The organism is Spirillospora sp. NPDC029432 (assembly GCF_040703975.1).
In the GTDB taxonomy this organism is placed as follows: domain Bacteria; phylum Actinomycetota; class Actinomycetes; order Streptosporangiales; family Streptosporangiaceae; genus Spirillospora.
In genome coordinates this window covers 25,270-49,501 of the sequence record NZ_JBEZWH010000043.1, presented here as the reverse complement: position 1 = coordinate 49,501, position 24,232 = coordinate 25,270, and the positions used below count along the sequence as shown (strand labels likewise).

Below are 24,232 nucleotides of genomic sequence, written 5' to 3'. Positions count from 1 at the left end.
TTGGGAGTTACGGTCCTGACAGCGCGTGTCGGGGGCGTGTACACGTTTCGGTACTGACAAAGGAGTCGTATGCGCATGCACCGTCGCCGGCGCGCGGCCATGGCCGGGGCGCTGGCCCTGGCCGTCGCCGTGCCGCTCGCCGTGTCCGGTCCCGCCGAGGCGAGGACCCGCTCCCTGGACGAGGTCTTCTCCCGCCTGCTGACCAAGCAGGTCTCCGGCAAGAACGTCGACAAGCACCTGCGGGCGTTCCAGTCGATCGCCGACGCCAACGGCGGCAACCGGGCCGCCGGGACGCCGGGCTACGACGCCTCCCGCGACTACGTCGCGGACAAGCTGCGGCGCGCCGGATACAAGGTCCAGCTGAACCCGATCAACTTCGTGAAGGAGTGGAGCGAGAACTCCACCCCGGTCCTGGCGATGCAGTCGCCGACACCGAAGCCGTACACGCACGGCACCGACTTCGTCACGTTCCAGCCCTCCCCCGCCGGCGACGTGACCGCCCAGGTCCAGGCCGTGGACCTGACGCTGCCGCCGACCCCGGAGCCGAGCTCCACCAGCGGCTGCGAGGCGTCCGACTTCGAGGGCTTCGTCGCGGGCCGCATCGCCCTGATCCAGCGCGGCACCTGCGCGTTCGTCAACAAGATCCAGAACGCCAAGGCGGCCGGCGCGTCCGGCATCATCGTCTTCAACGAGGGCCAGCCCGGCCGCACCGACCCGTTCCCGCTCGACGTCGGCGAGTGGCGGGCCGGCATCCCGATGGTCTTCTCCAGCTTCGCCGTCGGCAACGAGCTGGCCTCCACCCCGGGCGCGACCGTACGCCTCAAGGTCGATTCCAACCTCGTCCTCGGCACCAACCACAACGTCATCGCCGAGACCCGCGGCGGCGACCCCGGCAACGTCGTGATGGTCGGCGCCCACCTCGACAGCGTGCACGAAGGGCCCGGCATCAACGACAACGCCTCGGGCAGCGGCGCCATCCTGGAGACCGCGCTCCAGATGCGCAAGTTCCCGGTGCGCAACAAGGTGCGGTTCGCGTTCTGGGCCGCCGAGGAGATCGGCCTGCTCGGCTCGGACCAGTACGTCGCCGGCCTCTCCGAGGCGCAGCGCGACCGGATCCGCGTCTACCTGAACTTCGACATGGTCGCCTCGCCGAACTACGCGTACAAGCTGTACGACGGCGACGACTCCGACGCGACCGGCTCCCCGGCCGGCCCGCCCGGATCGGCCCAGATCGAGGCCCAGCTGGCGCGCTTCTTCGACGGCCGCCGCCTCGGCCACGTGGGCACCGACTTCGACGGCCGCTCCGACTACGGCCCGTTCATCGCGGTCGGCATCCCCGCCGGCGGCATCTTCACCGGCGCCGAGGGCATCAAGACCCCGGCCGAGGCCGCCATGTTCGGCGGCACCGCCGGCGTCGCGTACGACGTCTGCTACCACCTGGCCTGCGACACCCTCGCCAACGCCAACCGCACGGCCCTGGACGTCAACTCGGACGCCATCGCCGACTCCACCGCGCGCTACGCGTTCAACCTCTCGTCCATCCCCGACCGCACCCGCAAGACCACCGCGCGGTCCGCCGGCGCGGGCAACTCGGCACGCTGATCCCGGCCCGCGAGGGCGGACGGTCACCCCGGCCGCCCGCCCTCGCGGCGCTAGCGCCCCGGCTCCGGAGTGTCGAGCGCCACCCGCAGCGCCCTCAGCGCGTGGTAGACCCGCGCCTTGACCTCGTCCACCGGCACCCCCAGCGACACGGCCGCCTCGTTCACCGACCGCTCGCGGAAGACCGTCTCGTTCAGGATCTCTCGGTGCGCCGTCGGCAGCGCCCGGAACGCCCGGGCGACGCTCACCGGACGCACACGCTCCCCCATCACGCCGGGAGCGTACGAATCACCGTCTTTGCCGGATCGCAGTGCCACGCCCCGAACCTCGCACCACCACCCCTCCACGCCCACCCGTTTATGCCGTCCTTAAGGAACCGTTGAGAGACGGCCCGCGCCACCCCGCCCGGCCCCGCCCGACGAAGTCATCCGGAGAGCCCCCCACCTGCACAAACCCAACGCGAAAGCCACAGTCGAGTCCGGCACGCCGCCCAAGATCGACATACGTTTGGCTCCCCTCTCGCCCTCCCATGGCTCCCCTCCAGCAGACATCCATGCCCCTCGCCGAACGCGAGTCCACCCACGCCCCAAACGCCCCTTCGCCCTCACCCGGCACGAGGAGCTACGCCATGGCTGATCGCCTCACAGGCGTCACCACAGCCCTAGCCATGGCAGCAGTCACCGCCGTCATCGCGTACGAGCCGGTGCACGCTCACGGCGAGTCGGACATCACGGCGCGCCTCGTCCCGTTCACCGCGGGCGGCCTCATCTGGGCAGCCTCCATGGTCATCCTGGACGCGAGCGAGTCAGGGAATGCCAGCGGCTAATCCGCCTCTTCGGTCCCCTGCTGGTCGGCCTTCGCGTCGCTGGTGTCGGCGTTCGTCAGGAGCGCGCTTGTGACAACGTCGAACAGGTGGTCGGCGCGGGCCGCGAGCGAGGGCTGGTCACTGAGCCAGGCGAGTGAGCCGGCCAGCGCGTACAGGTCGGTGCCGTCGATGTCGGTACGCGCCATGCCCTCGGCCTGAGCGCGGGCGAGTAGCCGCGTGCCGGACGCGCGCATCGTGACGCAGGAAGCATGGAGTGCGGATTCGGTGTCCTCGATGGCGGCCGCCATCAGCGCCACGACGCCTCGATAGTTGTGCGCGCAGGCGACGAAGTCGCGTAGCCACGACCGCAGTGCATGGTCGGGCGTTTTCGAGGTTTCGAGCTCGCTCGCCTTCGCTGTCAGTTCGTCGAAGCTCGTGCGGAGCAGGGCATCGAGAAGCGCCTCGCGCGTAGGGAAGTGGCGGAGCAGGGTGGCCAGGCCCACGCCCGCTCTGCGTGCGATGTCGCGCAGGGAGGCATCGATGCCCTCCTCGGTGATGACGGCGCCCGCGACCGCGAGCAGGTGGTCGTGGTTCTTCCTGGCGTCGGCCCGCATCGCTTCTCCTTGACTATCCGGATCAGTGATCCATATATTCGGATCAGTGGTCCGGATGATACGGATCACTGATCCGTTCAGCGTATCCCCAGGCAGGGGCAGGAGATGACGATGCCGACACACACGATGAGGGCGATCCGGCTGTATGAGCACGGCGGTCCCGAGGTTCTGCGTTGCGACCAGGTGCCGGTTCCCGAGGCCGGGCCGGGTGAGGTGCTCGTCCGCGTGCACGCGGTCGGTGTCAACCCTCCGGACTGGTACCTGCGCGACGGACTGACCAACCTGCCTCCGGAGACGCGGCCGAAGTTCAGGCTGCCCGTGATCCCGGGTACGGACGTGTCCGGCGTCATCGAGGCCGTGGCAGCGGACGTGGACGGCTTCTCTCCCGGTGATGAGGTCTTCGGTCTCCTTCGCTTCCCGAGTTTCGACGGCGGCGCGTACGCCGAGTACGTGACCGCGCCCGCGTCGGACCTCGCACGCAAGCCGACCGGCATCGATCACGTACACGCCGCGGGGGTGCCCATGGCCGGGCTGACGGCGTGGCAGTTCCTGATCGAGCTCGGGCACGACCACCCGTCGCCCTTCCAGGAGGCGCGGCATCGCCCGGTGCCCCTGGGCGCCGACACGACGGTGCTCATCAACGGCGCCGCGGGCGGCGTGGGCCATTTCGGGCTGCAACTGGCGAAATGGAGGGGTGCACGTGTCATTGCGGTGGCCTCGGGCGGGCACGAGTCGTTCCTGCGCAAGCTCGGCGCCGACCGGTTCATCGACTACACCAAGAGCCGTCCCGAGGAACTCGTGCGCGGCGCCGACCTCGTCCTCGACACCGTCGGGGGCAGCGCCAGCAGCCGGTTCCTGCGCACGCTCAAGCGCGGCGGCGCGCTGTTTCCGGTGTTCTTCGCCGACTTCAAGGATGAGGAGAGCGCGAAGCTGGGCGTGACGGTGTCGGCCGCCCAGGTCCGCTCGAACGGTGCGCAGCTCGCCGAACTGGGAAGCCTCCTCGACGCCGGTACGGTCCGCGTCGCGATCGACAGCACGTTCCCGCTCGCGGACGCCTGGGCCGCGCACGAACGCGCCTCCCGAGGACATATCCAAGGCAAGATCGTGCTCACGGTCGCTTAGGAACGAGCCGTTTTCGCAGGCCGCCTCCAACCTCGTCTGAGGGGGCGTTCCGCTCCTCGCTAAAGGGGAGCAGCGAGTTCGGTGCGTGAGTGCGGCATGACATCGACGGTGCGGGGAAGCTTGGTGGCCGACGCTCTAGCGAAGGCTCCTGTCGGGCCTGCCCGCTACAGTCGGCCCGTAGGTGAAGGTCAAAGTGCATTGGAACGGCTCGTCACTCTTGTGTCTCCACCGCCGGACCGGTTGTTCGCGCTGGGTGACTGGGAGGAGCTGTTCACTTCCTTGGGCACGAGCCTGCCGCCGGACTATGTGGCGCTCATCGATACCTATGGGTCGAGTGACTTCTCCGAGTGGCTGGGCGTGGGCGATCCCCGGCGGGACGGGCACGGCTTCTCCAAGACGCGGAGGCGCGGACGATGGGCGATCAGTACCGCTCCTTCCGCTCACAGCGGCCGGAGGACCACCCGTTCGCGGCCTGGCCGGAGCCGGGTGGCTTCCTGTCATGGGGAAACTCCGTGAACGGCGACCACCTGCGCTGGCTCACCCAGGGTGAGCCTGACCGATGGCCCGTCGCCCTCTGGCCACGCCACAGCGATGATCACCGCGTGGTCGGCGACACGGTCACCGACTTCCTACTGAGCTGGTTCTCAGGTGATCCGGTCGGCGAGGAACTGCCCGATCATCGCCGCTCAGCGTCCGCCCCTGGCTGTGTGCATGTGGCAGCGGCTGCATGAGGCGAACGAGACGGCAGGACGAACACACCACTCGACGGAAGCAGAAGCGAAGGCGAGCGAAGATGGGCACCTGGGGTGTCGGACCATTCGACAATGACCACGCTGCGGACTTCGTCGCCGGCTTCGACCGTACCGAGCCCGGCCGGCGCGCCGACCTGATTCGCGAACGCTGTCCGCGGTCCTGGGGCCCAGAGGCCAGACCACCAGCCGTGTCGCTTGCCCAGCCATCGCTGCGGCCGCGCTGGTTGCCGCTCAGCAGCCAGAAGGAACGCCGCTCGATAGCGTCTACGCCCCCGAGCAGCCCATCCCGCCGTTGCCCATGGAACTGGTGACCTTGGCAGCTGACGCCCTCGATCGCATCATCGCTCCCGGCTCCAAGATCCGAGAACTCTGGGACGAGACGACTGACGACCACCCATGGCACGACGAGGTCGCCAAACTCAAGGCGGTTTTGACTCCCACCGACACATGAGCCCGCGTGCTGCTTATGCCGTGTGCCATCGGTAGCTTGTGTGAGCCGCTGTATGGAGGCCATTGCTGTACTTCCGTGCTGTACAGCAATCCCATCGACCAGGTGTCCTCAGCTTGGGTCACCTTTCCTGCGGGCCTCCGGTGTCTCGCCAAGGGCCAGCAGGTAGACGGGGTCGCGCAGTCTTGGCGCTGATGTCGGGGACCAGGCGGTGAGCGAAGTCGTACAGCACCAAAGCCCTCGTCTGGCGAGAGCCGGATCAACTCGTCAGAAGTGGACATGCGCCGCAAGCTAAGCAGCCACAGCACCACGGGACAGGGCGTTCGCGACCGAGAGGCTGTCCTCGTAGACGTGGTAGCGCGTGATCAGGCCGTTCTCGAAGGTCAGGTGGAGGGCGCAGCGGGCCGTGTACTCGTGGCCGGTGGCCCGTACGGTCTGGGCGATCGTCGCGAGGACGACCGCGTCCGTGCCGTCCACGAGGATCTGGTGCACCTGCGAGGCGTTCTTCTCCGGAACGTGATACTCGCGAAGCTCGCGGAAATGCGCGGCGGCCTCTTCCCGGGTCGTCCGGGACCGGATCCACGGCACGTCCGGGTGCCCTTCGTCGGGCCAGTCCAGCTTCCAATCGACGGACTCGGCGAAGAGCGGTCCGAGGTCCTCCCCGGCCGCCATTACCCGAAGAAAATCCTGAACGGCCGTACGTGTCGCATTCTCAGTGGTCACACGTCCAGCATGCCGACCATCGCATAACGGCGTCCATTACGTCCCAGGTAACGACGACCCGTGGCCGGCGGTCGCCAGGCGGTCCCCGGCCGGTGGGATCGGTTTCGGGCCGTGTCCGGTGGGACGTACGTGCTTCCGGAGTGGAGCACTCGTACGGTGACGCGTTCTAGGGCGCGGGGGCGCGGGGCGCCGGGGTGAGGGGCTGCTCGGGGCGTTGGCGGTAGACGCCTGGTGGCGCGCCGTAGTGGCGCTTGAAGGCGTGGCTGAAGGCGTACTGCGAGGTGTAGCCGGTCCGCCGGGCGACCGACTGGACGGACGCGTCCGACGAGCGGAGCAGCCGCGCGGCCGTCGTCATGCGCCACCAGGTCAGGTACGTCAGCGGCGGTCGGCCGACCAGGCGGGTGAAGCGCCGTGCGAAGGCCGCCCGGGACAGCCCCGCCTGTGCGGCGAGTTCCTCGACCGTCCACGGGTGCGCGGGGTCGCCGTGAACGGCGCGCAGCGCCGCCGACACCGCCGGGTCGTGCAGGGCGGCGCCCCAGCCGTCCTCCTCGGTGTCGCGGTTCTCGGCGAACCAGGCCCGCAGGATGTAGAGGAGCAGGAGGTCGAGCAGCGTGGGCAGAGCCGCGTCGGCGCCCGGCCGAGCCGCCTGGGCGAGTTCGGCGCCGAGCAGGTCTACGGCGGCGCGCAGTTCGGGGTACCGGCCGACGCGGGCGGGCAGGCGGATGACATCGGGGAGGGCGTCCAGCATGGGGTGCCCGGCCGCGTCCAGCAGGTACGCCCTGCACAGCAGGACGACGTCCCCGTCCTCGCCCGGGGCCGCGGGCGCCCGCCGCAACGGCGTGGACGGGCTGTCGGCCAGCCCGTGGGCGGCCCCGCGAGGCAGGAACACCAGGTCGCCCTGCCCCAGGGTGACGGGCTCCCCCGCCGGCCCGACGAACGTGCAGGTCCCTTGCAGGACGATATGGAATCCGGCGGCCCGCGCCTCCGGGAACGACTCCCCGAACGGCGCGGTCCTGGTGACGCGGGAGGAATGCGGCCGTCCCAGGCGTGCCGCGCTGATCACGTCCGAGAGAACGTCCACGCGCTCACCCTAGGGCAAGACGATCGCGCAAACATGGGCGCTGATCACGTATTCCAGCGTCCATGGTGCGCGCTTTAGCGTCCATGGCATGAGAATTGCTGTTTATGGCGCCAGCGGCTACCAAGGAAAACTCGTCCTCGCCGAGTTGGCGGCGCGTCGGGGCGTCCGACCGGTGCCGGCCGGACGGGACGCCGGGCGCTTGGAGAAGGCCGCGGCGGCCGTCGGTATGCCGGACGCCGACATCCGGGTGGCCCTGCCGGACGAGTCGCTCGCCGCCGCCCTGGCCGACTGCGACGCGGTCGTCAACTGCGCCGGGCCGTTCACCCTCACCGGCGCCGCGGTCGTGCGCGCGGCCATCTCCGCCGGCTGCCACTACGTCGACACCGCGGGCGAGCAGGTGTTCGTCAAGGAGGTCTTCGACGCCTTCGGGCAGGACGCCCGGCGCGCCGGAGTCACCGTCGTCCCGGCCGCCAACGACGGCTGCGCGCCCACCGACCTCCTCGCGCACCTGCTCGCCGAGCGGTACGGCCCCCTCGACACCCTGACCAGCACCCATGTGATCGCCGGAGGCGGCGGCATGTCCCGCGGCTCGCTCCGCTCGCTCGCCGAGACCGTCGACCACTTCCGAACCGGCGGCCTGGCCTACGAGAACGGTGACTGGCGCACCGGCACGGCGCCCCTGCGCACCGAGATCACCCTCCCCGGCGACCCGCGTCCGACGCCCGTCATGCGCGCCCCGCTGCCAGAAGTGGTGACGATTCCCCGGCACATCACCGTCCGCGCCCTGGAAGGCGCGGTCGAGGCCGCGCTCAGCGCCCGCCTGAACACCGCACCCACCCCGGAGATCATCGACGGCCTGCCCGAAGGCCCCGCCGAGGACGCCCGCGACGGCCAGCGCTTCACCTACGTACTCGACGCCCGCACCGCCACCGGCGAAGATGCCCGAGCCGTCGTACGCGGACGCGACACGTACGGCATCACCGCCGCGATCGCCGCAGAGGCCGCCACCCGCCTCATCACCGCACCTGCCGCCCCCGGCGTCCTGGCCCCCGCACAGGCCTATGACCCGACCGACTTCCTCGACGCCCTCGCCCCGCACGGCCTGACCTGGACCATCACTCCCCCGTCCTGATCACGAACGAGCGCTGGGCACGGTCCGTTCATCCGCACCGACCGCCGACGGCGCCGCCCTGACATCCAGGACCCGGCATCGCCGGCCGCGCACCCGCAGGTGGAACAGCCGCGCGCGTCGCGTTCTCAGGCGTCATGAAGCCAGCATGCCGACCGGAACATAAGGCGTCGATTGCGTCCCAGATAACGGCGCACCCGCAGCCCGTCTGTGCGGATCGCGTTGATATTCGGTGTCTTGGGAACGACGTCGTTGGTGCTGGGGCCCTGGGGTCTCAGTGACATGGTCGCCTCACGTGGCGTCCATGACCGCCCGTACCGTCTTTTCGGTCCCGGTCCGGCGGAGGACGATCAGGTCCTTCGCCAGGAGGTTCACGATGAACAGCCCGCGCCCTCGCTCCGCTTCGAGGTCGGCGTTCCCGTACACCGGCAGCAGGGGGCTGGGGTCGCTCACCTCAAGGACCGGATCCCCGCCGTCCGCGCGCCAGACCCGTACGGTGATCTCGGCGTCCTCCTCGCAGGCTCGCACCGCGTTGGTCGTCAGCTCGCTCATGATGAGCCGGCCGTTGTAGTCGAGGCGTTCGAGGCCCCACTGCTCGAACGCCATCGTGACCAGGTCCCGTGCCAGCACCACCGCGCCCGCCCGCGCGCGGAGCGCCAGCGTGAAGACGAAGGGCTCCTTCACCTGCGCCGTCATCGTGTCATCGCCGCCTGTACGTTGTTCTGCCGAATGTGCCGCCAAGCCTATAGCGATTGGATTACTCTCAGCAACGAACAGTGCACTTCCCCACGTCAACCCCCCTCCCGGCATCGTCAACCACGGAGCCGGTGGACATAGAGGAGGCGCCTTCCATGCCTCTTGCCCAGTGCGAGTACGAACCGGGCTCTCTGCTCACCCACTTCGGTACGGAGCTGCGCCACCACCGGACGAAGGCTCAGCTGTCCCTGCAGAGGCTCGCGGAAAAGCTCGGGTACACCGCGCAGTGGATCAATCAGGTCGAGCTGGCCAAGAAACCGCCGTCGGAGAAGTTCGCCATGGACGTCGACACGTTCTTCGGGACCGACGGCCGCTTCCACCGGATCTGGAACGACCACAAGAAGGAGAAGCGCCGCCGCGTACTCCTCCCCGGCTTCCCCGCCTACCTCGAAGCGGAGGCTCAAGCCACCTCGATCCGTTCCTTCAGCGCGCAACTCGTTCCAGGGCTGCTCCAGAGCGAGAACTACGCGCGGGCCATCAGCAGCGCGGGCCGTACACCGGCCGCGCTGGAGGACTGGGTCGCGGCGAGAATGGAGGAGCAGGCGATCCTGCGCCGCGAGAAGCCGCCGAAGGCCCTGTTCATCCTCGACGAGTCGACCCTTCATCGGCCGGTCGGCGGCCCCGAGGTGATGAGCGAGCAGCTGGATATGCTCGCGCGATTCGTCGACGCGCAGCACATTCAGGTGCGCATTCTGTCGTTCGCCTCGGTCACCTATGCGGGTCTCGACGGTTCGTTCACCGTGCTCCACCTGAAGGACGGCGGTGAGCTGCTCTACCAGGAAGGACCGGGCTTCGGGCAGCTGATCGACGACGCGGGACTCGTCGACGATTCTGGCGTACGATTCGATCTGCTGATGGGCGAGGCTCTTCCGGCGAACGAGTCTCGGGAAATGATCCTGCGAGCTCTGGAGGACTTCAGATGACCACGCTGGACCCGTCCAACGTTCACTGGAGGAAGAGCAGCCGCAGCAGTGGTCAAGGCGGCCAGTGCGTCGAACTGGCCGATCTGGCCGGCGCCATTGCCGTACGCGACTCCAAAGACCCCGATGGGCCCAGGCTCACGCTGTCCCCCGCCGCGTTCGCCAGGCTGGTGGGGTGGGTCCGCGCCGGCTGACGGCCGAGGTCGGAACGGCTCTGTGGTTTCATTTACCGCCAGGGCCGGAAACGATCGCGGGGGCACGGTGGGCGGCGGACTCGACGAACTCGCGCGGCTGACCCGGATGGAACGGATCTCAGGGCCCGTTCCCGACTGGGCGGATGTGAGAAGTGCCCTCGGGTTCGATGTTCCCGCCGACTACAAGCGGCTCATCGAGCTGTACGGCGCGGGGGCCTTCAACGACTACATTCAGATTTACGGCCCCGAGGAAAGCGTGCAGGCCTTCAACTTGAAGGCGCAGGGGCTGTTCTGGGACGCCTATCTCAAGGAGGAATGGGAAGGCAGTCCCGAGGCCGTGCCCGTTCCCCTGCGGAAGCGTGATTCCACCGTCCTGGACTGGGGGTGCACGGAGGACGGCCCGCAGCTTCTGTGGATCGCCGAACGCGGGGTCGCGCCGGAGCGCTGGACGGTCGCCTTCCACCTGGTCGAGGGGGAAGCCTGGGAGTTCCATCCGCGCTCGGCCGTCGAGGTCCTGCTCGCCCTCGCCAGGAACGAGCTCGCCGCGCGGCCGCTCCCGCCGTCCTGGCCCTCGGACGAGCCGCTCGCCTACGGCCCCTGACCGGTCCCGGCGGGGTCATGTGGGGGTGGCGGCCTTGATGACCTGGGTGAGGGTGGCGTGGAGGGCTTTGAGCTCGTCCACGTTCATGTTCAGGCGGCTCATGATGGTGGCGGGGATCTTCTCGGCCTCGGCGCGGAGGGCCTGGCCGGCGGGGGTGACGGTGACGGCGAGGAGGCGTTCGTCCCGGGTGTCCCGCCGGCGGGTGATCAGGTCGGCGGCCTCCAGGCGCTTGAGGAGCGGGGAGAGGGTTCCCGGGTCGAGCTGGAGGAGGCGGCTGAGTTCCTTGACTGAGAGCCGCTGGTGCTCCCAGAGGGCGAGCATCACCAGGTACTGCGGGTGCGTGAGGCCCATCGGCTCCAGGATGGGGCGGTAGAGCGAGAGGACGCTGCGCGAGGCCACCACCAGGGCGAAGCAGACCTGGTTCTCCAGTGCCAGCGGGTCCTGGATGTCGGTCAGATCACCGGCCACCGGTCCTCCAAGTGCGGGTGTCATGGGCTATAAAAGTTAGTACGACAATACTTTGTACGCCAATCGTTGGCCGGGCAACGGAGGACGGATGTTCCGGAAGCAGTCGCTGGAGGAGCGCATCGCGCGGCGCCAGGCCGAGTTGCCGCCGCGCGACCCGCGCAGCCAGTTCGACCACCCCGTCGCCAAGAACCTGTTCGTCGTCTCGCTGGTGGTGACCGTCGCCGCCCATGTCGTCGGCGGGATCGTGCTCGCCGTCTACCTGCACTGAGGAGGCCCGGATGCCCATCAGGAGGCCGTCGTTCCTGCCCTCGCTGGACGAGCTGGAGGACCAGGCGCAGAGCCGGTCCGCGGCGCGGACGCCGGGGTCGCAGTTCGATCACCCCACGGCGAAGAACGTCTTCGTCGTGGCGCTGTGGCTGACCGTGGCCGCCCATGTCGTGGGCGGGATCGTGTTCGCGGTCGTCAGGTTCTGAGCGCGTCCTCGTGGAGGCGGAGCAGGGTGTACGCGGCGACGGTGGAGTCGTCGGTGATGGCGCCCGAGCGGATCAGTGACGCGAACTCGTCCCGGGTGATGAAGCCCTGCGCCATGTCCTGCTCTTCGAGCTCGCGGGCCGTCTCGCCGGGGGTCAGGTCGGTGGCCAGGTAGACGTGGAAGCCCTGGGAGCTGGTGCCGTGGGAGCAGTTGAGGTAGCCGAGGCGGGTCATCGTGCCGGCGCGGAACCCGGTCTCCTCGGCCAGCTCGCGCCGGGCCAGGTCCTCGGGGTCGCCGGTACGGCCGTCCGGGTACGAGCCCTGCGGGAAGTTCCAGGTGCGGCGGCCGATCGGGTAGCGGTACTCCTCGACCATGTGGAAGCCGCCGTTCTCGGCGGGGATGACGAGGGCGAAGTCGCTCTTGTCCACGACGCCGTAGATGCCGCGCGAGCCGTCGAGCCGCTCGATCTCGTCCTCGCGCACGGTCATCCAGCGGTTCTCGTAGACGACGCGGGACGAGAGCTTGCGGATCATGGACACCTCCGTGGATCGATCCTCCCTCATTGTCACAGGACGCCGACACGCGCAGAGGAATGATGTTTTAATCCACGGATATGTGGCCATCGTCACAAAAACCGTGGTTTCGGTGGTACGAGGCGGGCGTCCCCACCGAGCCGGATGTCCCGGACGTCTCGGTGATCGCGCTGCTGGACGGCGCCGCCGAACGCCATCCGCGGCGCCCCGCGCTGCACTTCTACGGCAGGACGCTCACGTACCGGCGGCTGAAGGAGGCCGTGGACCGGTTCGCGTCGGGGCTGCACCCGCTCGGGGTGCAGCCCGGCGACCGGGTGGCGCTGGTCATGCCCAACTGCCCGCAGCAGGTCATCGCGTTCTTCGGCGTGCTGCGGCGCGGCGCGATCGCGGTGCCGCACAACCCGCTCTACACCGGGGAGGAGCTGGCGCAGCAGATCACCGACTGCGGCGCGCGGGTGGCCGTGGTCCTGGACCTGTCGTACGCGGCGGTCCGCGACCTCCCCCTGGAACGCGTCGTCGTCGCCTCGCTGGTCGACTACCTGCCGTGGTGGCTGCGGGCGGCGCTGCGGCTGCCGGTGGTCGAGGCGCAGCGGCGGCGGAGCAGCCTGGTCGCTGAGGTCCCGGACGAGGCGCGCGTGGTGCGGTGGGACGAGATGCGCAGGCCGCCGCACCGGCACGTGCGCCAGTACCCGCTGGATCCGTCCCGGCACCTGGCCGCCATCTGCTACACCGGCGGTACGGAGGGGCGCCCCAAGGGCGTGATGCTCACGCACCGGAACCTGGTCGCCAACTCCTGCCAGCAGCACGCCTGGGACACCGGGGCCGAGGACGGCCGCGAGGTGACGCTGGGGGTGCTGCCGCTGTTCCACTCGTTCGGGCTGATCAGCTGCCTGGTCTCGCCGGTGATGAAGGCGGGCGCGGTGGTGCTGCTGCCGCGGCTGGACTGCGCGCAGATGGTCAGGGCGATCCGGCGGCACCGGCCGACGATCTTCCCGGGCGTCCCCACGCTGTACGACCAGGTCCTGGTGCATCCGCGGCTGCGCCGCCGGGACCTGCGCCGGGTGCGGATCCTGATCTCCGGCGCGGCCGGGCTGACCGAGCGGACGATCGGGCTGATCGAGGAGGTGTGCCCGGGCCGGCTGATCCAGTGCTACGGGCTCACTGAGGCGTCCCCGGCGGTGACCGCCAACCCGATCGGGCCGCGCGCCCGCAACCTGACCGTGGGCGTGCCGCTGCCGGGCACCGACGCGGTCGTCGTCGACCCGGACGAGCCGACGCGCGCGCTGCCGCCGGGACGGCCCGGCGAGCTGGTCGTCAGGGGGCCGCAGGTGTTCGCCGGCTACTGGAACGCCCCCCTCGCGACGGCCGAGGTGCTGTCCAAGGGCTGGCTGCGCACGGGCGACATCGCCGTGATGGACCGGGACGGTTTCCTCACCATGCTGGAGCGCCGCAAGGACGTGGTGAAGGTGAGCGGCTTCAGCGTCTTCCCGTCGGAGGTCGAGGAGGTGCTGCGCCGCCATCCGGCCGTGTTCGACTGCGCGATCACGGGCGAGCCGGACGAGCGGCGGGGCGAGCGCGTGATCGGGCATGTGGTGGAGCATCCGGCGTACCCGTTCTCGGCCGACGAGCTGCGCCGCCACTGCGAGCGGAGCCTGGCGCACTACAAGGTCCCGGCGGAGTTCCGGCCCCGGCGGGACCTCCCCCGCAACCTGCTCGGCAAGGTCGTGCGGCGGGTGCTGCGGGAGGAGGGCTCCCGGCGGGCCGCGCACGGGCTCTAGGGTGGGCGAAAACGATCATCGCCGGAGGGGCCGCATGACCACCGCCGACCAGCGCCGCCGCGAGACGGTCACGACCGTGGTCCTCACCGCGGTACTGGTGGCGCTGTTCTCGCTGTATCCGGTGCTCAACCACGGCCCGGCCCGGTGGAGCCCGCGCATGCCGCTGGACGCGCACATCCCGCTGTGGGAGCCGATGGTGGTGCCGTACGTCTCGGCGCTGCTGCTCGGCCCCGCGACGCTGGTGTACTTCGCGGTGAAGCGGCCCCGGCTGGCCCATTCGGCGCTGCTGGCCGGGATCATGCTGCTGGTGACGGCTTTCCTCTTCTACGTCTTCGCGCAGACGCGGATGGAACGGCCGGAGATCACCGGGGATGACCCGTTCTCGGCGCTGCTGCGGCTGGTCTACGGCAGCGACCAGGCGTACAACTGCTTCCCCAGCCTGCACACCGGGTTCTCGGTGGTGATCGGGCTGCACTGGCTGTGGTCGGGGCACCGGGCGGGCCGGTACGCCGCCGCCTGGTGCGTGCTGATCATGGCGTCCACGCTGCTGGTCCACCAGCACTACCTCGCCGACCTGCTGGCCGGGCTGGCCGTGGCGGGCACCGCCTGCCTGGCCGCGCGCCGCGCCGAGCCGCTGCTCGCCGCCCGGCGCGCGCGCCGCGGCCCGGTCCGGGCGTCCGCCTAGACGGCCCCGCCGACCGGGTCCGGGTCGGGGTCCGGGTCCGCACGGCGGTCGCCGTCCCCGGCCGGGAGCGGGCCCGCGAGCACGTCGCGCAGCCACGCGTGCCGGAACTCGTACACCGGCCCGACCCGGCGGAGCACGTTGCGGCGGTACGCGTCGTCCAGCGCGCCCAGCACGTCCCTCGGCAGGCGCCCCCGGCTCACCACCCGCGCCAGCCACAGCCGGACGATCGCGACGGCGCCGGCCTGGCCGCTCGGCATCGCGGCCACCCACGGCGCGCCGTAGGTGAACGCGCCCGCGGCCGCGCAGAAGAGGCCGAGGACCACCCCGATCAGCGGGTCCACGGTGAACGCGGTCAGCAGCGTGATCGGCGCCCCGTACGCCGCCCCGAACACCGCCGCGACCGTCCGGTCGGTGCGCAGCAGCCGCTGCGGGTCCGCGACCCGGACGGTGGCGTCGGGCGAGGCGGCGGAGTAGACCAGGGCGATCGGGAGGACGAACGCGACGCCGGCCGCGAGGCCCGCCCAGTCCCGGGTGAACGCCCAGCCCGCGGCCCCGCCGAAGATCGCGGTCAGCGCGCCCGCCCGGAACATCTGCGGCAGCCGCCGCCGCGCGCCGCGGAACCGCAGCTGGGACGGCGGCGGCTGCCCGCGCGCGGCCGCCGCGCCGAGGCCGAGCCCCCATCCGGCGCCGAGCAGCCCGCCGGCCGCGGCGCCCCACACCGGATCGGCCCACCGGTAGACGTGCAGCCACTCGAAGAACAGCAGGCCGAAGCCGAGGCCGGCGGCGGGCCCGACGCAGAGCACGGTGACGAGGGCCGCGAGGATCCGCTCCCACCGGCCGGTCAGCTCCCACCACCTGATGTCGTTGCGGTCCTCGTCCCGCACGCGCCGGGCCAGGTGGGCGAGCCAGTCGCGCGGCCGCGCGTCCCCGCCGTCGCCGGCCGCGCCCTCGTCCTCCGGGTAGGCGTGGTCGACGAGCGAGCTGAGCAGATGCCGTTCGAGGGAGGCGGTGTCGGCGTACGCGAGCAGGTCGTGCGGGTCGCGGCGGTCGTCGTCGTAGACCTCGAACGCCAGCGTCGCCATCAGCGGGTTGGCGAGCACGCCGGCGGCGGGCACCGGCTGCTCCAGGTGCCGCAGCACCGACGCCCAGCGGTCCCGCTGCGTCGGCGACACCATCCGGGCGGCGTGCTCCCGCAGCCGGTCGAGGCCGAGCGGGCGGACCTCGTCCACCCGCGCACCGGGGATCGCGGCGCGCTGCCGGCCGGTGCGCGTCCGCGACACGGCGCTGCGGTACGCGCCGGTCAGGCCGGTGAGGACGACGCCGGGACGCTCGGGGTCCTCCCGGTCCCAGCGGGCGGTCCAGTCGGCGATCTGCGCGAGCGCCTCGGACCGCAGCCGGCGCGTCTCGTCCTCGCTCCCCGGCCGGTCGCGGGGGACGCCGATCTCGTCCAGGCCGTCCAGGACGGGGCGGACGCGGCCGGCCTCCAGCAGCGCCCGGGCGCCGGTCAGGTACGCGTGGCCCTCCTCCAGCCGCGCCACGATCCAGTCCACGAGCGTGCTGCGCTCCGAGGGCTCCCAGCCGGCCAGCGAGACGTAGACGGGGACGGGCGCGCGCGGGACGCCGTCCTCCTCGCGGGCGCGCCGCTTCCACTGCCGGACCAGCCCGACCGTGATGAGCGCGGCCAGCAGCGTCTTCCCGCTGCCCGGCCCGCCGAGGATCACCCAGCAGCGGGAGCCGACCGCCGAGTAGGCGTCGACGGCGGAGCGCACCGAGTCGAGCGTCACCGGGGCGTGCGGCCCGCCCGGACGGCCGGTCGGGTCGAGCGGCAGCAGATCGACCGGGAGCAGGTCGTGCTCGCGGACGAGGCCGCGCTTGGCCAGCTCGTCCGCCCAGAACGCCTCGACCGCGTCGGCGAGCTTGGCGGCGCCGTCGTCCAGGCCGTCGCCGCCCGCGCCGCCCTCGGTGCCGGGCCGGCCGGCCACCGCCCAGCCGCTGAGGAAGATGGCGAGCTGGAGCAGCACCGCGACCGGGCCGGCCGTCTTGTCGAGGACGTCGAGCAGCCCGGCCCACCAGGCCGCGGCGAGGGCCGCCGTCAGCGGGACCATCAGCGCCCACGGCGCGATCCTGCGCCACCTACCGCTCATGATCACCGGATGATAGCCAGCCGGGGGAATGGCCGGGGCCCGGCACGAAGAAGAATGGCAGGGAGGATATGCGTTCCCTGCCATTTTCAATCTATAGCGCACCGGGGGGCTTGCGGCAAGGCCCTGGTCGCGTTGCAGAATCTCCAGCCGGCGCCGGAAACCGCGGAAAAAGCGAACGGCAATGGGGGATTCCATGTTCGATGTGATCATCACCGGTGGCGGGCCGACCGGCATGATGCTGGCCGCCGAGCTGCGGCTGCACGGGGTGCGCGTGGTCGTGCTGGAGAAGGAGGCCGAGCCGACCCGGCAGGTCCGGGCGCTCGGCCTGCACGCGCGCAGCATCGAGGTGATGGACCAGCGCGGCCTGCTGGAGCGGTTCCTCGAGCACGGCCGGCAGTACCCGCTCGGGGGCCATTTCGCCGGCATCTCCAAGCCGCCGCCGGACGGGCTGGACACCGCGCACTCGTACCTCCTCGGCATCCCGCAGACCATCACCGAGCGCCTGCTGACCGAGCACGCCACCGGGCTCGGCGCCGAGATCCGGCGCGGTAGCGAACTGGCCGGGCTGAGCCAGGACGGCGACGGGGTGACCGCCGAACTGGCCGACGGCACCCGGCTCCGCGCGCGCTACCTCGTCGGCTGCGACGGCGGGCGCAGCACGGTGCGCGGGCTGCTCGGCGTCGGCTTCCCCGGCGAGCCCGCCACGATGGAGTGGCTGCTGGGCGAGATGGAGGTGGCCGACCCGCGGGAGAACCTGGACACCGTGGCGGGCCCCGCGCCCCACGAGGAGGGCGTGTACCGCTTCGTCATGCGCACCGAGGAGGTGGCCGAGGACCGTTCCGCCCCGACGACGTTCGAGGGGTTCAAGCGGCGGCTGCGGGAGGTCGCCGGCACCGACTTCGGCGTGCACTCGCCGCGCTTCGTCACCCGCTTCGGCGACGGCACCCGGCTGGCCGAGCGCTACCGGTCCGGCCGGGTGCTGCTGGCGGGCGACGCGGCGCACATCCATCCGCCGATCGGCGGGCAGGGCCTCAACCTCGGCGTCCAGGACGCGTTCAACCTCGGCTGGAAGCTGGCCGCCGAGATCGGCGGCCACGCCCCGGAGGGGCTGCTGGACAGCTACGAGGCCGAGCGCCGCCCGGTGGCAGCGGCCGTGCTGGACCTCACCCGCGCGCAGGCCGCGCTGATGTCCTCCGAGCCGGGCCCCCAGGCGATCCGCTGGCTGCTTTCGGAGCTGATGGACGTCGAGGACGTGCGGCGCCACCTGATCGAGAAGATCACGGCGATCGGGATCCGCTACGACTTCGGCGAGGGCCACCCCCTCCTCGGCCGCCGCCTGCGGGACGTGGCACTCAAGCGGGGCCGCCTGTACGAGCACATGCACCACGGGCGCGGCCTGCTCCTCGACCAGACCGGCCGCCTCTCGGTCGAGGGCTGGTCGGACCGCGTCGACCGCGTCGCCGACGCCAGCGAGGAACTGGACGTCCCCGCCGTCCTCCTCCGCCCCGACGGCCACGTGGCGTGGACGGGCGAGGACCAGCAGGATCTCCGCGCCCACCTCCCCACCTGGTTCGGCGCCGCCGCCGGTTGACCGCGGGCGCGGCCCGAACCACCGCGAGCCGGTTATTCTCGGCGCCATGCCGTCGAGCGAGCAGCGGGTTCCCGGGCCCACCGAGGGGAACGCGCTGGAGTTCCTGGTGGACAACGAGGCGGCCTGGGGGCGGCTCGCCGCGGACATCGCGGGGGCGCGGTCGTCGGTGCGGGCGATGGTGTTCATGCTGGACGCCCCGTACGTCCGGCTGGCGTTCGAGCGGGATCCGCCCGGGGCGGTGCGGCCGGAGGTGCTGCTGCTGGAGGCGGCGCGGCGCGGGGCGGACGTGCGGCTGGTGCTCAACCACGTCACGCCCGCGTTCTCGCCGGCGAACACGACCTGGCCCGTCGAACGCTTCTTCCGGCGGCACGATCCCGAGGGGCGGGTGCGGGTCCGGCGGCTGCGCACCCCGCAGACGCTGCCGATCCACGCCAAGGTGATCGTGATCGACGACCGGGTCGGGTACCTGATCGGCTCGGTGTTCGCCCAGGAGTACTTCGACGGGCGGCGGCATCTGATCGAGGACCCGCGCCGGGGCGCGCCGCGATGGCGCGGGGCGCTCGGGGTGCCGGTGCACGATGTGAGCGTCCGGGTGGAGGGGCCCGCGGTCGCCGACCTGGACGACGCCGTACGCCTGCACTGGGAGCACGCCGAGCCGTCCCTGGGCAGGCCCGGCGGTGCGTGGCCGCGGCCCTCACCAGAGCCCGCGGGGACGACGACGGCGCAGGTCACGCGGACGCTGGCGGGGAACGGCCGCTTCGCCGGGCGGCCCGGCGGCGAGACCGGGATCCGGGACTCGTACCTGCGCGCCCTGTCGTCCGCCGAGCGCCTGGTCTACCTGGAGAACCAGTACCTGACCTGCCCCGAGATCGTGGACGCGCTGGTCGGGGCGGTGCGGCGCGCGCCGGAGCTGGAGCTGATCCTGCTGCTCAACATCAAGCCGGACGTGCCGTACTACGTCGGCTGGCAGCGCGAGGCGCTGGAGCGGCTGCTGACGGGTGTGGGCGCGGCGGGGCGCGAGCGGGTGGGCGTCTTCACGCTCTGGAGCCACGAGAGCCACGAGAGCCATGGGCAGGACGGCGGGCGTACCCGGATCCTGCGCGACCATGTGCACTCCAAGGTCGCGATCGTCGACGACGACTGGCTGACGGCCGGCTCGGCGAACCTCGACGGGCTGTCGCTGAGCCACAGCCAGCACGAGCTGCGCCGGCCCGCGCTGATCCGGCTCGGGCGGCCGCTGGGCGCGGCGTCGCTGCGCGGCGATCCGCGGCAGGCGCGCGCGTCGGAGGTCAACATCACCGCGGCCGGGGACGGGGCGGGGCGGCTGCGCCGTGACCTGTGGGCCGAGCATCTCGGGCTGCCGGAGGGCGCGCTCGCCGAGCGTCCCGGCGGCGGCTGGCTGGGCCTGTGGCGGGAGCGCGCGCAGGCCAGGCTGGACGGGCTGCGCGCGCCCGTCCCGGTCGTGAGCGAGGTGCGGGTGCTCCCGTACCCGCACCGGGACGGCCGGCTGCCGCGCCGCTCGGAGCGCCCGCGCGACCACCTGCGCGCGCTCGGCGTCGATCCGGAGCGCGTGGAGGTCCGGGAACGGGCCGGGCGCCGACGGCGGCGCTGATGGTGGCAGGGGCGGCGGGTGGGGACGCGCCTCGCACCCGTTGCGTTGACGCGGTGACCGCATGCGGTTGGAACGGTGGCCACGTACGGTCCGATCACTACCAAAGCGCCGGAAATCGTTCATCGTCCCGAGGGGAACGGCAGTTCTCCTCAGGGGCAGAGAAGGGTTTCCGTCCGTGGTCGCTCACCAGTCCCGTCCTTTCGTGGCGGGCACGCTCGTCGCGGTCCTCGTCGCCACGCTGATCTCGGTCGCCGCGTTCCCCCGCGAGGCGCACGCGGCGCTGCCGGCCAATTTCCAGGAACGGACGGTCTTCTCCGGCCTCACGATGCCGACGAACGTGGAGTTCGCATCGGACGGCCGGGTGTTCGTGGCCGAGAAGAGCGGGATCATCAAGGTCTTCGACTCGCTCGCCGACACCAGCGCGACGGTGTTCGCGGACCTGCGGCCGCAGACGTTCAACGGCTGGGACCGCGGGCTGCTCGGCATGGCGCTGCACCCGGACTTCCCCACCGACCCGCGGGTGTACGTCATGTACACCTACAACGGCGTGCTGGGCGGGCCGTTCCCGCGCTGGCCGTCCGCCGACGGCAGCAACGAGCAGTGCCCCGACCCGCCCGGCCCGAACAACGAGGGCTGCGTGGTGGCCGGGCGGATCTCGGTGCTGACGCAGGCCGTCCCGGCGAACGGCGCGCTGCGGGCCGCACGGGCGGCGCCGAGCGAGCAGGTGCTGCTGGAGGACTACTGCCAGCAGTTCTCCAGCCACTCGGTCGGCACGATCGCGTTCGGCGACGACGGCATGCTGTACGCGGGCGGCGGCGACGGCGCCAGCTTCCAGTACGCCGACTACGGGCAGAAGAACAACGCCTGCGGCGACCCGAACCGGCCCGCCGGGACGCCGCTGGCGGCACCGGCGGCCGAGGGCGGCGCGCTGCGCTCGCAGGACCGCCGGACGCCCGCCGACCCGACGACGCTGGACGGCACGATCGTCCGCCTCGACCCCGACACCGGCCGCGCCGCCGCGGGCAACCCGACGACCAGCGGGGACGAGAACGCCAAGCGCATCGTCGCGTACGGCCTGCGCAACCCGTACCGCTTCACGATGCGGCCCGGCACGAACGAGGCGTGGCTCGGCGACGTCGGCTACACGACCTGGGAGGAGATCGACCGGGTGGCGTCGCCGACCACCGAGGTGCGCAACTTCGGCTGGCCCTGCTACGAGGGGAACGGCCGTACCGCCGGGTACGACGCCGCCAACCTGAACATCTGCGAGAACCTCTACTCGGCCGGCTCCGGCGCGGTGACCGCGCCGCGCTACACGTACAAGCACAGCGATCTGATCGTGCCGGGCGAGGACTGCGACACCGGCAGCTCGTCGATCAGCGGGCTGGCGTTCTACGCCGGGAGCACGTACCCGGCGCAGTACCGCAACGGGCTCTTCTTCACCGACTACGCCCGCGACTGCGTGTGGGTGATGAAGGCGGGCGCGGACGGGCTGCCCGACAGCGGCAGGATCGAGACGTTCGCCACGAACGCGGGCGGGATCGTGGAGCTCCAGCAGGGGCCCGGCGGCGACGTCTTCGGCGTGGACGTCCTCAACGGCCGCGTCGTCCGCTACACCTACAACGGCGTCAACAACCCGCCGGTCGCCGCGATCAAGTCGGACGTGACGAGCGGCCCGACCCCGCTGGCGGTGGCGTTCGACGGGAGCACCTCCAGCGACGCCGACGGGAACGTGCCGCTGACGTACGCGTGGGACCTCGACGGGGACGGCGCGTACGACGACTCGGCCGAGGCCAGGCCGTCCCACACGTACACGACCAGGGGCCGCCACACGGTGGGGCTCAAGGTGACCGACACGCGCGGGGCGAGCGACACGGCGAGCACGGTCATCACGGCCGGCTCGACCCCGCCGACGGCGTCGATCACGTCGCCCGGCGCGGACCTGACGTGGAAGGTCGGCGACCGGATCGCGTTCTCCGGGCAGGCCGCCGACGCCGAGGACGGCGCGCTGACCGGGTCCGCGCTGAAATGGCAGCTGATCATGCACCACTGCCCGAGCGACTGCCACACCCACACGCTGACCGGGCAGGACGGCGCGAGCGGCGAGTTCACCGCGCCCGACCACGAGCATCCGTCGTGGCTGGAGCTGCGGCTGACCGCGACCGACTCCGACGGGCTGTCCGACACGCGGTCCGTGGAGCTGCACCCGAAGACCGCCACGGTGACGCTCGCCAGCGACCCGCCTGGGGTGCCGCTGACGCTCCTGGAGAGGACGCAGCAGGCGCCGTTCACAAGTACGGTCATCGACGGCTCCACCGTGTCGGTGTCCGCGCCGACGCAGGCGACGCTGGTCGGCAACAGGGTGTACGAGTTCGAGGGCTGGTCGGACGGCGGCGCCGCGACGCACAACATCACCGCGCCCGGGTCGCCGCTCACGCTGACCGCGAGGTTCCGGCCCAAGACCAACCTCGCGCTGAACCGCCCGACGAAGGTGTCCAGCGTGGAGAAGGCCGGGCTGGAGGGGCCGAAGGCGGTCGACGGCATCCCGGCCAACCCGCCGCCGGGCACCCGCTGGTCCAGCGCGCGCAGCGACACCCAGTGGATCGAGGTCGATCTCGGGTCGGTGCGCAGCGTCGGGTACGTGCTGCTGCGCTGGGAGGCCGCCTACGGCAAGGAGTACCGCGTCCAGACGTCCACGGGAGGCGGCGTCTGGACGACCGTCCACACCCGCACGAACGGCGACGGCCAGCTCGACGAGGTCCGCTTCACGCCGCGCGACGCGCGCTGGGTCCGCATGTACGGCGTCAAACGGGCGACGACGTACGGCTACTCGCTGTGGGAGATGGAGGTCTTCGACCGCTAGAGCCCGTGGCCGGAAAGGCCCGTGCTCCGAGGGGCCCGTGCGAGAGGCCGTGGTTGACTACTCGGGTGCTTCTGGAGCGGCTTGTCGCGATCGGGCGGGAACGGGCGGGCGCGCCCGATGCCGCCGGGTCGGTGCTGTACGACCGGCACGGGGTGCTGGTGGTCCGGGTCGGTGACGTGGTCGTCAAGGCGCACCAGGACGGCCGGGACGGCGGGCCGCTGCTGGCGCGGCGGATGCGGGTGGCCGACGGGCTGCCGGACCTGCTGCTCGGCTCGCTCGGCCCGCCGCTGGAGGTCGCGGGCCGGGTGGTCACGCTGTGGCCGTACGGCGAACCGGTCGATCCGGCGGCCGAGCTGCCGTGGGCGGACGCGGGGCGGCTGCTGGCGAGGCTGCACGCCGTGCCGCCGCCGGAGGAGGCCCCCGGCTGGGGGCGGCCGGACCGGGTGGCGCGGCTGGTCGGGGAGCTGGCCGGCGGGCCCGAGGCCGAGGTGATCAGGCGGGCGTACGGCACGCTGCCCGGCTGGGTGCGGGGCGACGGACACCCGCCGGACATGGGGCGGACATTTCTCCTTCACGGGGACTGGCACCTGGGACAGATGGTGCGCGTCCAAAACACGTGGCGACTCATCGACGTCGAGGATCTGGGGGTCGGGGACCCGGTTTGGGACCTGGCCCGGCCCGCGGCGCTCTACTCCGCCGGCGTGCTGGACCCGGCCGACTGGGCCCGCCTGCTGGGCGCCTACCGGGCGTTCCGCGGGCCGGCCGTACCGGCGGAGGGGGATCCGTGGGAGGTCCTGGACGTGCCCGCGCGAACCCTGGTGATCCAGATCGCCGCCACGTGCGTCAAATCCGCGCGGGCGGGCGACCGGCCGCTCGACGGGGCCGAACTGGCCCTCGTCGACACCTGCAGCAGAATCTCCAGCGTGGGGTCCACGGCATGACGTGGCGCCGACCCTGCCTTACATTTAGCCTCTACCTGGGGATCCATACCGGAAGGACGACAAGGCGATGCACTGTCCCAAGTGTCGTGGCGTGATGCGGACCTACACCCGCAACGGCGTCCACATCGAGCAATGTGACAACTGCCGGGGGATCTTCCTCGACTACGGCGAGCTGGAGGCGCTGAGCAGGGTGGAGGCCCAGTACCGGGCCGCCCCGCCGGCGGCGCCGGCCGCGCCCGCGTGGGGCGCCCCGGCGGCACCGGCCCAGGTGCACCACCACCATCACGGCGGGCACCACCGGCCGTACGGCGGCGGCGTGTTCCACATGCTCTTCTCCACCTGAGCCGCTCGGGCGGTGAGGCGAAGGCCCGCGGGATCGGCCGATCCCGCGGGCGTTCCGC

General features: G+C 71.6%; 26 protein-coding genes and 1 pseudogene. 19 read left to right on the top strand and 8 right to left on the bottom strand.

What is annotated here, in order from left to right; genetic code table 11:
- The first annotated feature begins 69 nt into the window (after positions 1–69).
- On the top strand, positions 70–1,602 hold the full coding sequence (locus tag AB0881_RS28105; RefSeq protein ID WP_366621540.1) for a M28 family metallopeptidase: 1,533 nt from the start codon (positions 70–72) through the stop codon (positions 1,600–1,602).
- 50 nt (positions 1,603–1,652) lie between these two features.
- On the opposite strand, the gene AB0881_RS28100 is transcribed toward AB0881_RS28105, so the two are convergent.
- On the bottom strand, positions 1,653–1,868 hold the full coding sequence (locus tag AB0881_RS28100; RefSeq protein ID WP_366621538.1) for a sigma factor-like helix-turn-helix DNA-binding protein: 216 nt from the start codon (positions 1,866–1,868) through the stop codon (positions 1,653–1,655).
- Between the two features lie 398 nt (positions 1,869–2,266).
- Here AB0881_RS28100 and AB0881_RS28095 point away from each other — a divergent pair, with 398 nt between their 5' ends.
- Positions 2,267–2,425: a hypothetical protein gene (locus tag AB0881_RS28095; protein WP_366621536.1), complete on the top strand. Its 159-nt coding sequence runs from the start codon at positions 2,267–2,269 to the stop codon at positions 2,423–2,425.
- On the opposite strand, the gene AB0881_RS28090 is transcribed toward AB0881_RS28095, so the two are convergent.
- Positions 2,422–3,018 carry a helix-turn-helix domain-containing protein gene (locus AB0881_RS28090; protein WP_366621534.1) on the bottom strand — a complete coding sequence of 199 codons (597 nt, stop codon included), beginning with the start codon at positions 3,016–3,018 and terminating at the stop codon, positions 2,422–2,424. The genes AB0881_RS28095 and AB0881_RS28090 overlap by 4 nt on opposite strands.
- A gap of 111 nt (positions 3,019–3,129) precedes the next feature.
- Here AB0881_RS28090 and AB0881_RS28085 point away from each other — a divergent pair, with 111 nt between their 5' ends.
- From AB0881_RS28085 to AB0881_RS28070, 4 genes and pseudogenes are all read left to right on the top strand, one after another.
- Entirely contained in the window at positions 3,130–4,140 is a 1,011-nt protein-coding gene (locus AB0881_RS28085; RefSeq protein WP_366621532.1) for an NADP-dependent oxidoreductase, read from the top strand.
- A gap of 413 nt (positions 4,141–4,553) precedes the next feature.
- Positions 4,554–4,871, top strand: coding sequence for a hypothetical protein (locus tag AB0881_RS28080; RefSeq protein ID WP_366621530.1), 318 nt, complete (start codon positions 4,554–4,556; stop codon positions 4,869–4,871).
- Positions 4,868–5,026, top strand: a pseudogene (locus tag AB0881_RS28075) (DUF4259 domain-containing protein); the annotation flags it as partial. The gene AB0881_RS28080 and the pseudogene AB0881_RS28075, both read left to right, overlap by 4 nt.
- Before the next feature lie 14 nt (positions 5,027–5,040).
- Positions 5,041–5,343: a DUF4259 domain-containing protein gene (locus AB0881_RS28070; protein WP_366621575.1), complete on the top strand. Its 303-nt coding sequence runs from the start codon at positions 5,041–5,043 to the stop codon at positions 5,341–5,343.
- A 288-nt stretch (positions 5,344–5,631) separates the two neighbouring features.
- On the opposite strand, the gene AB0881_RS28065 is transcribed toward AB0881_RS28070, so the two are convergent.
- Together AB0881_RS28065 and AB0881_RS28060 are read right to left on the bottom strand one after the other, a co-directional pair.
- Positions 5,632–6,063 (bottom strand): nuclear transport factor 2 family protein, encoded by a 432-nt coding sequence (locus AB0881_RS28065; RefSeq protein ID WP_366621528.1) that lies wholly within the window; start codon positions 6,061–6,063, stop codon positions 5,632–5,634.
- 166 nt (positions 6,064–6,229) lie between these two features.
- A complete protein-coding gene (locus AB0881_RS28060) occupies positions 6,230–7,144 on the bottom strand; it encodes an AraC family transcriptional regulator (protein ID WP_366621526.1) in 915 nt (304 codons plus the stop codon).
- A gap of 88 nt (positions 7,145–7,232) precedes the next feature.
- Between AB0881_RS28060 and AB0881_RS28055 the strand changes: the two genes are divergently transcribed.
- A complete protein-coding gene (locus tag AB0881_RS28055) occupies positions 7,233–8,276 on the top strand; it encodes a saccharopine dehydrogenase NADP-binding domain-containing protein (RefSeq protein WP_366621524.1) in 1,044 nt (347 codons plus the stop codon).
- 288 nt (positions 8,277–8,564) lie between these two features.
- Here the strand turns inward: AB0881_RS28055 and AB0881_RS28050 are convergent, their stop codons facing one another.
- The gene (locus AB0881_RS28050; protein WP_366621522.1) at positions 8,565–8,969 is read right to left on the bottom strand and encodes an ATP-binding protein; all 405 of its coding nucleotides are present in this window, start codon (positions 8,967–8,969) and stop codon (positions 8,565–8,567) included.
- A 155-nt stretch (positions 8,970–9,124) separates the two neighbouring features.
- Here AB0881_RS28050 and AB0881_RS28045 point away from each other — a divergent pair, with 155 nt between their 5' ends.
- The 3 genes from AB0881_RS28045 (at position 9,125) to AB0881_RS28035 (ending at position 10,744) form a co-directional block, all read left to right on the top strand.
- Positions 9,125–9,952: a helix-turn-helix transcriptional regulator gene (locus AB0881_RS28045; RefSeq protein WP_366621520.1), complete on the top strand. Its 828-nt coding sequence runs from the start codon at positions 9,125–9,127 to the stop codon at positions 9,950–9,952.
- Entirely contained in the window at positions 9,949–10,143 is a 195-nt protein-coding gene (locus tag AB0881_RS28040) for a DUF397 domain-containing protein (protein ID WP_366621518.1), read from the top strand. Before AB0881_RS28045 ends, AB0881_RS28040 begins: the two co-directional genes overlap by 4 nt.
- 67 nt (positions 10,144–10,210) lie before the next feature.
- Positions 10,211–10,744, top strand: coding sequence for a hypothetical protein (locus AB0881_RS28035; protein ID WP_366621516.1), 534 nt, complete (start codon positions 10,211–10,213; stop codon positions 10,742–10,744).
- Positions 10,745–10,759: 15 nt separating this feature from the next.
- Here AB0881_RS28035 and AB0881_RS28030 read toward each other — a convergent pair whose 3' ends face one another.
- A complete protein-coding gene (locus AB0881_RS28030; RefSeq protein ID WP_366621514.1) occupies positions 10,760–11,212 on the bottom strand; it encodes a MarR family transcriptional regulator in 453 nt (150 codons plus the stop codon).
- An 88-nt stretch (positions 11,213–11,300) separates the two neighbouring features.
- On the opposite strand from AB0881_RS28030, the gene AB0881_RS28025 reads away from it, so the two are divergent.
- Both AB0881_RS28025 and AB0881_RS28020 read left to right on the top strand, forming a co-directional pair.
- Complete coding sequence (locus AB0881_RS28025; protein ID WP_366621512.1) at positions 11,301–11,480, top strand: hypothetical protein; 180 nt, start codon at positions 11,301–11,303, stop codon at positions 11,478–11,480.
- Positions 11,481–11,490: 10 nt separating this feature from the next.
- Positions 11,491–11,685: a hypothetical protein gene (locus AB0881_RS28020; RefSeq protein ID WP_366621510.1), complete on the top strand. Its 195-nt coding sequence runs from the start codon at positions 11,491–11,493 to the stop codon at positions 11,683–11,685.
- Here the strand turns inward: AB0881_RS28020 and AB0881_RS28015 are convergent.
- The gene (locus AB0881_RS28015) at positions 11,675–12,217 is read right to left on the bottom strand and encodes an NUDIX hydrolase (protein WP_366621508.1); all 543 of its coding nucleotides are present in this window, start codon (positions 12,215–12,217) and stop codon (positions 11,675–11,677) included. The two genes, AB0881_RS28020 and AB0881_RS28015, sit on opposite strands and share 11 nt — an antisense overlap.
- Before the next feature lie 161 nt (positions 12,218–12,378).
- Between AB0881_RS28015 and AB0881_RS28010 the strand changes: the two genes are divergently transcribed.
- Complete coding sequence (locus tag AB0881_RS28010; protein WP_366621507.1) at positions 12,379–13,995, top strand: AMP-binding protein; 1,617 nt, start codon at positions 12,379–12,381, stop codon at positions 13,993–13,995.
- 34 nt (positions 13,996–14,029) lie between these two features.
- Positions 14,030–14,680, top strand: coding sequence for a phosphatase PAP2 family protein (locus AB0881_RS28005; RefSeq protein WP_366621505.1), 651 nt, complete (start codon positions 14,030–14,032; stop codon positions 14,678–14,680).
- On the opposite strand, the gene AB0881_RS28000 is transcribed toward AB0881_RS28005, so the two are convergent.
- Positions 14,677–16,824 (bottom strand): hypothetical protein, encoded by a 2,148-nt coding sequence (locus AB0881_RS28000; RefSeq protein WP_366621503.1) that lies wholly within the window; start codon positions 16,822–16,824, stop codon positions 14,677–14,679. The genes AB0881_RS28005 and AB0881_RS28000 overlap by 4 nt on opposite strands.
- Before the next feature lie 193 nt (positions 16,825–17,017).
- Here AB0881_RS28000 and rox point away from each other — a divergent pair, with 193 nt between their 5' ends.
- From rox to AB0881_RS27975, 5 genes are all read left to right on the top strand, one after another.
- Positions 17,018–18,415, top strand: a complete 1,398-nt coding sequence (rox, locus tag AB0881_RS27995; protein WP_366621501.1) for a rifampin monooxygenase — start codon at positions 17,018–17,020, stop codon at positions 18,413–18,415.
- Between the two features lie 46 nt (positions 18,416–18,461).
- A complete protein-coding gene (locus tag AB0881_RS27990) occupies positions 18,462–20,027 on the top strand; it encodes a phospholipase D-like domain-containing protein (RefSeq protein WP_366621500.1) in 1,566 nt (521 codons plus the stop codon).
- A 202-nt stretch (positions 20,028–20,229) separates the two neighbouring features.
- Complete coding sequence (locus AB0881_RS27985; RefSeq protein ID WP_366621499.1) at positions 20,230–22,890, top strand: PQQ-dependent sugar dehydrogenase; 2,661 nt, start codon at positions 20,230–20,232, stop codon at positions 22,888–22,890.
- A gap of 65 nt (positions 22,891–22,955) precedes the next feature.
- A complete protein-coding gene (locus AB0881_RS27980) occupies positions 22,956–23,831 on the top strand; it encodes a phosphotransferase (protein WP_366621497.1) in 876 nt (291 codons plus the stop codon).
- Positions 23,832–23,898: 67 nt separating this feature from the next.
- Positions 23,899–24,174, top strand: coding sequence for a zf-TFIIB domain-containing protein (locus AB0881_RS27975; RefSeq protein WP_366621495.1), 276 nt, complete (start codon positions 23,899–23,901; stop codon positions 24,172–24,174).
- Positions 24,175–24,232 lie beyond the last annotated feature (58 nt).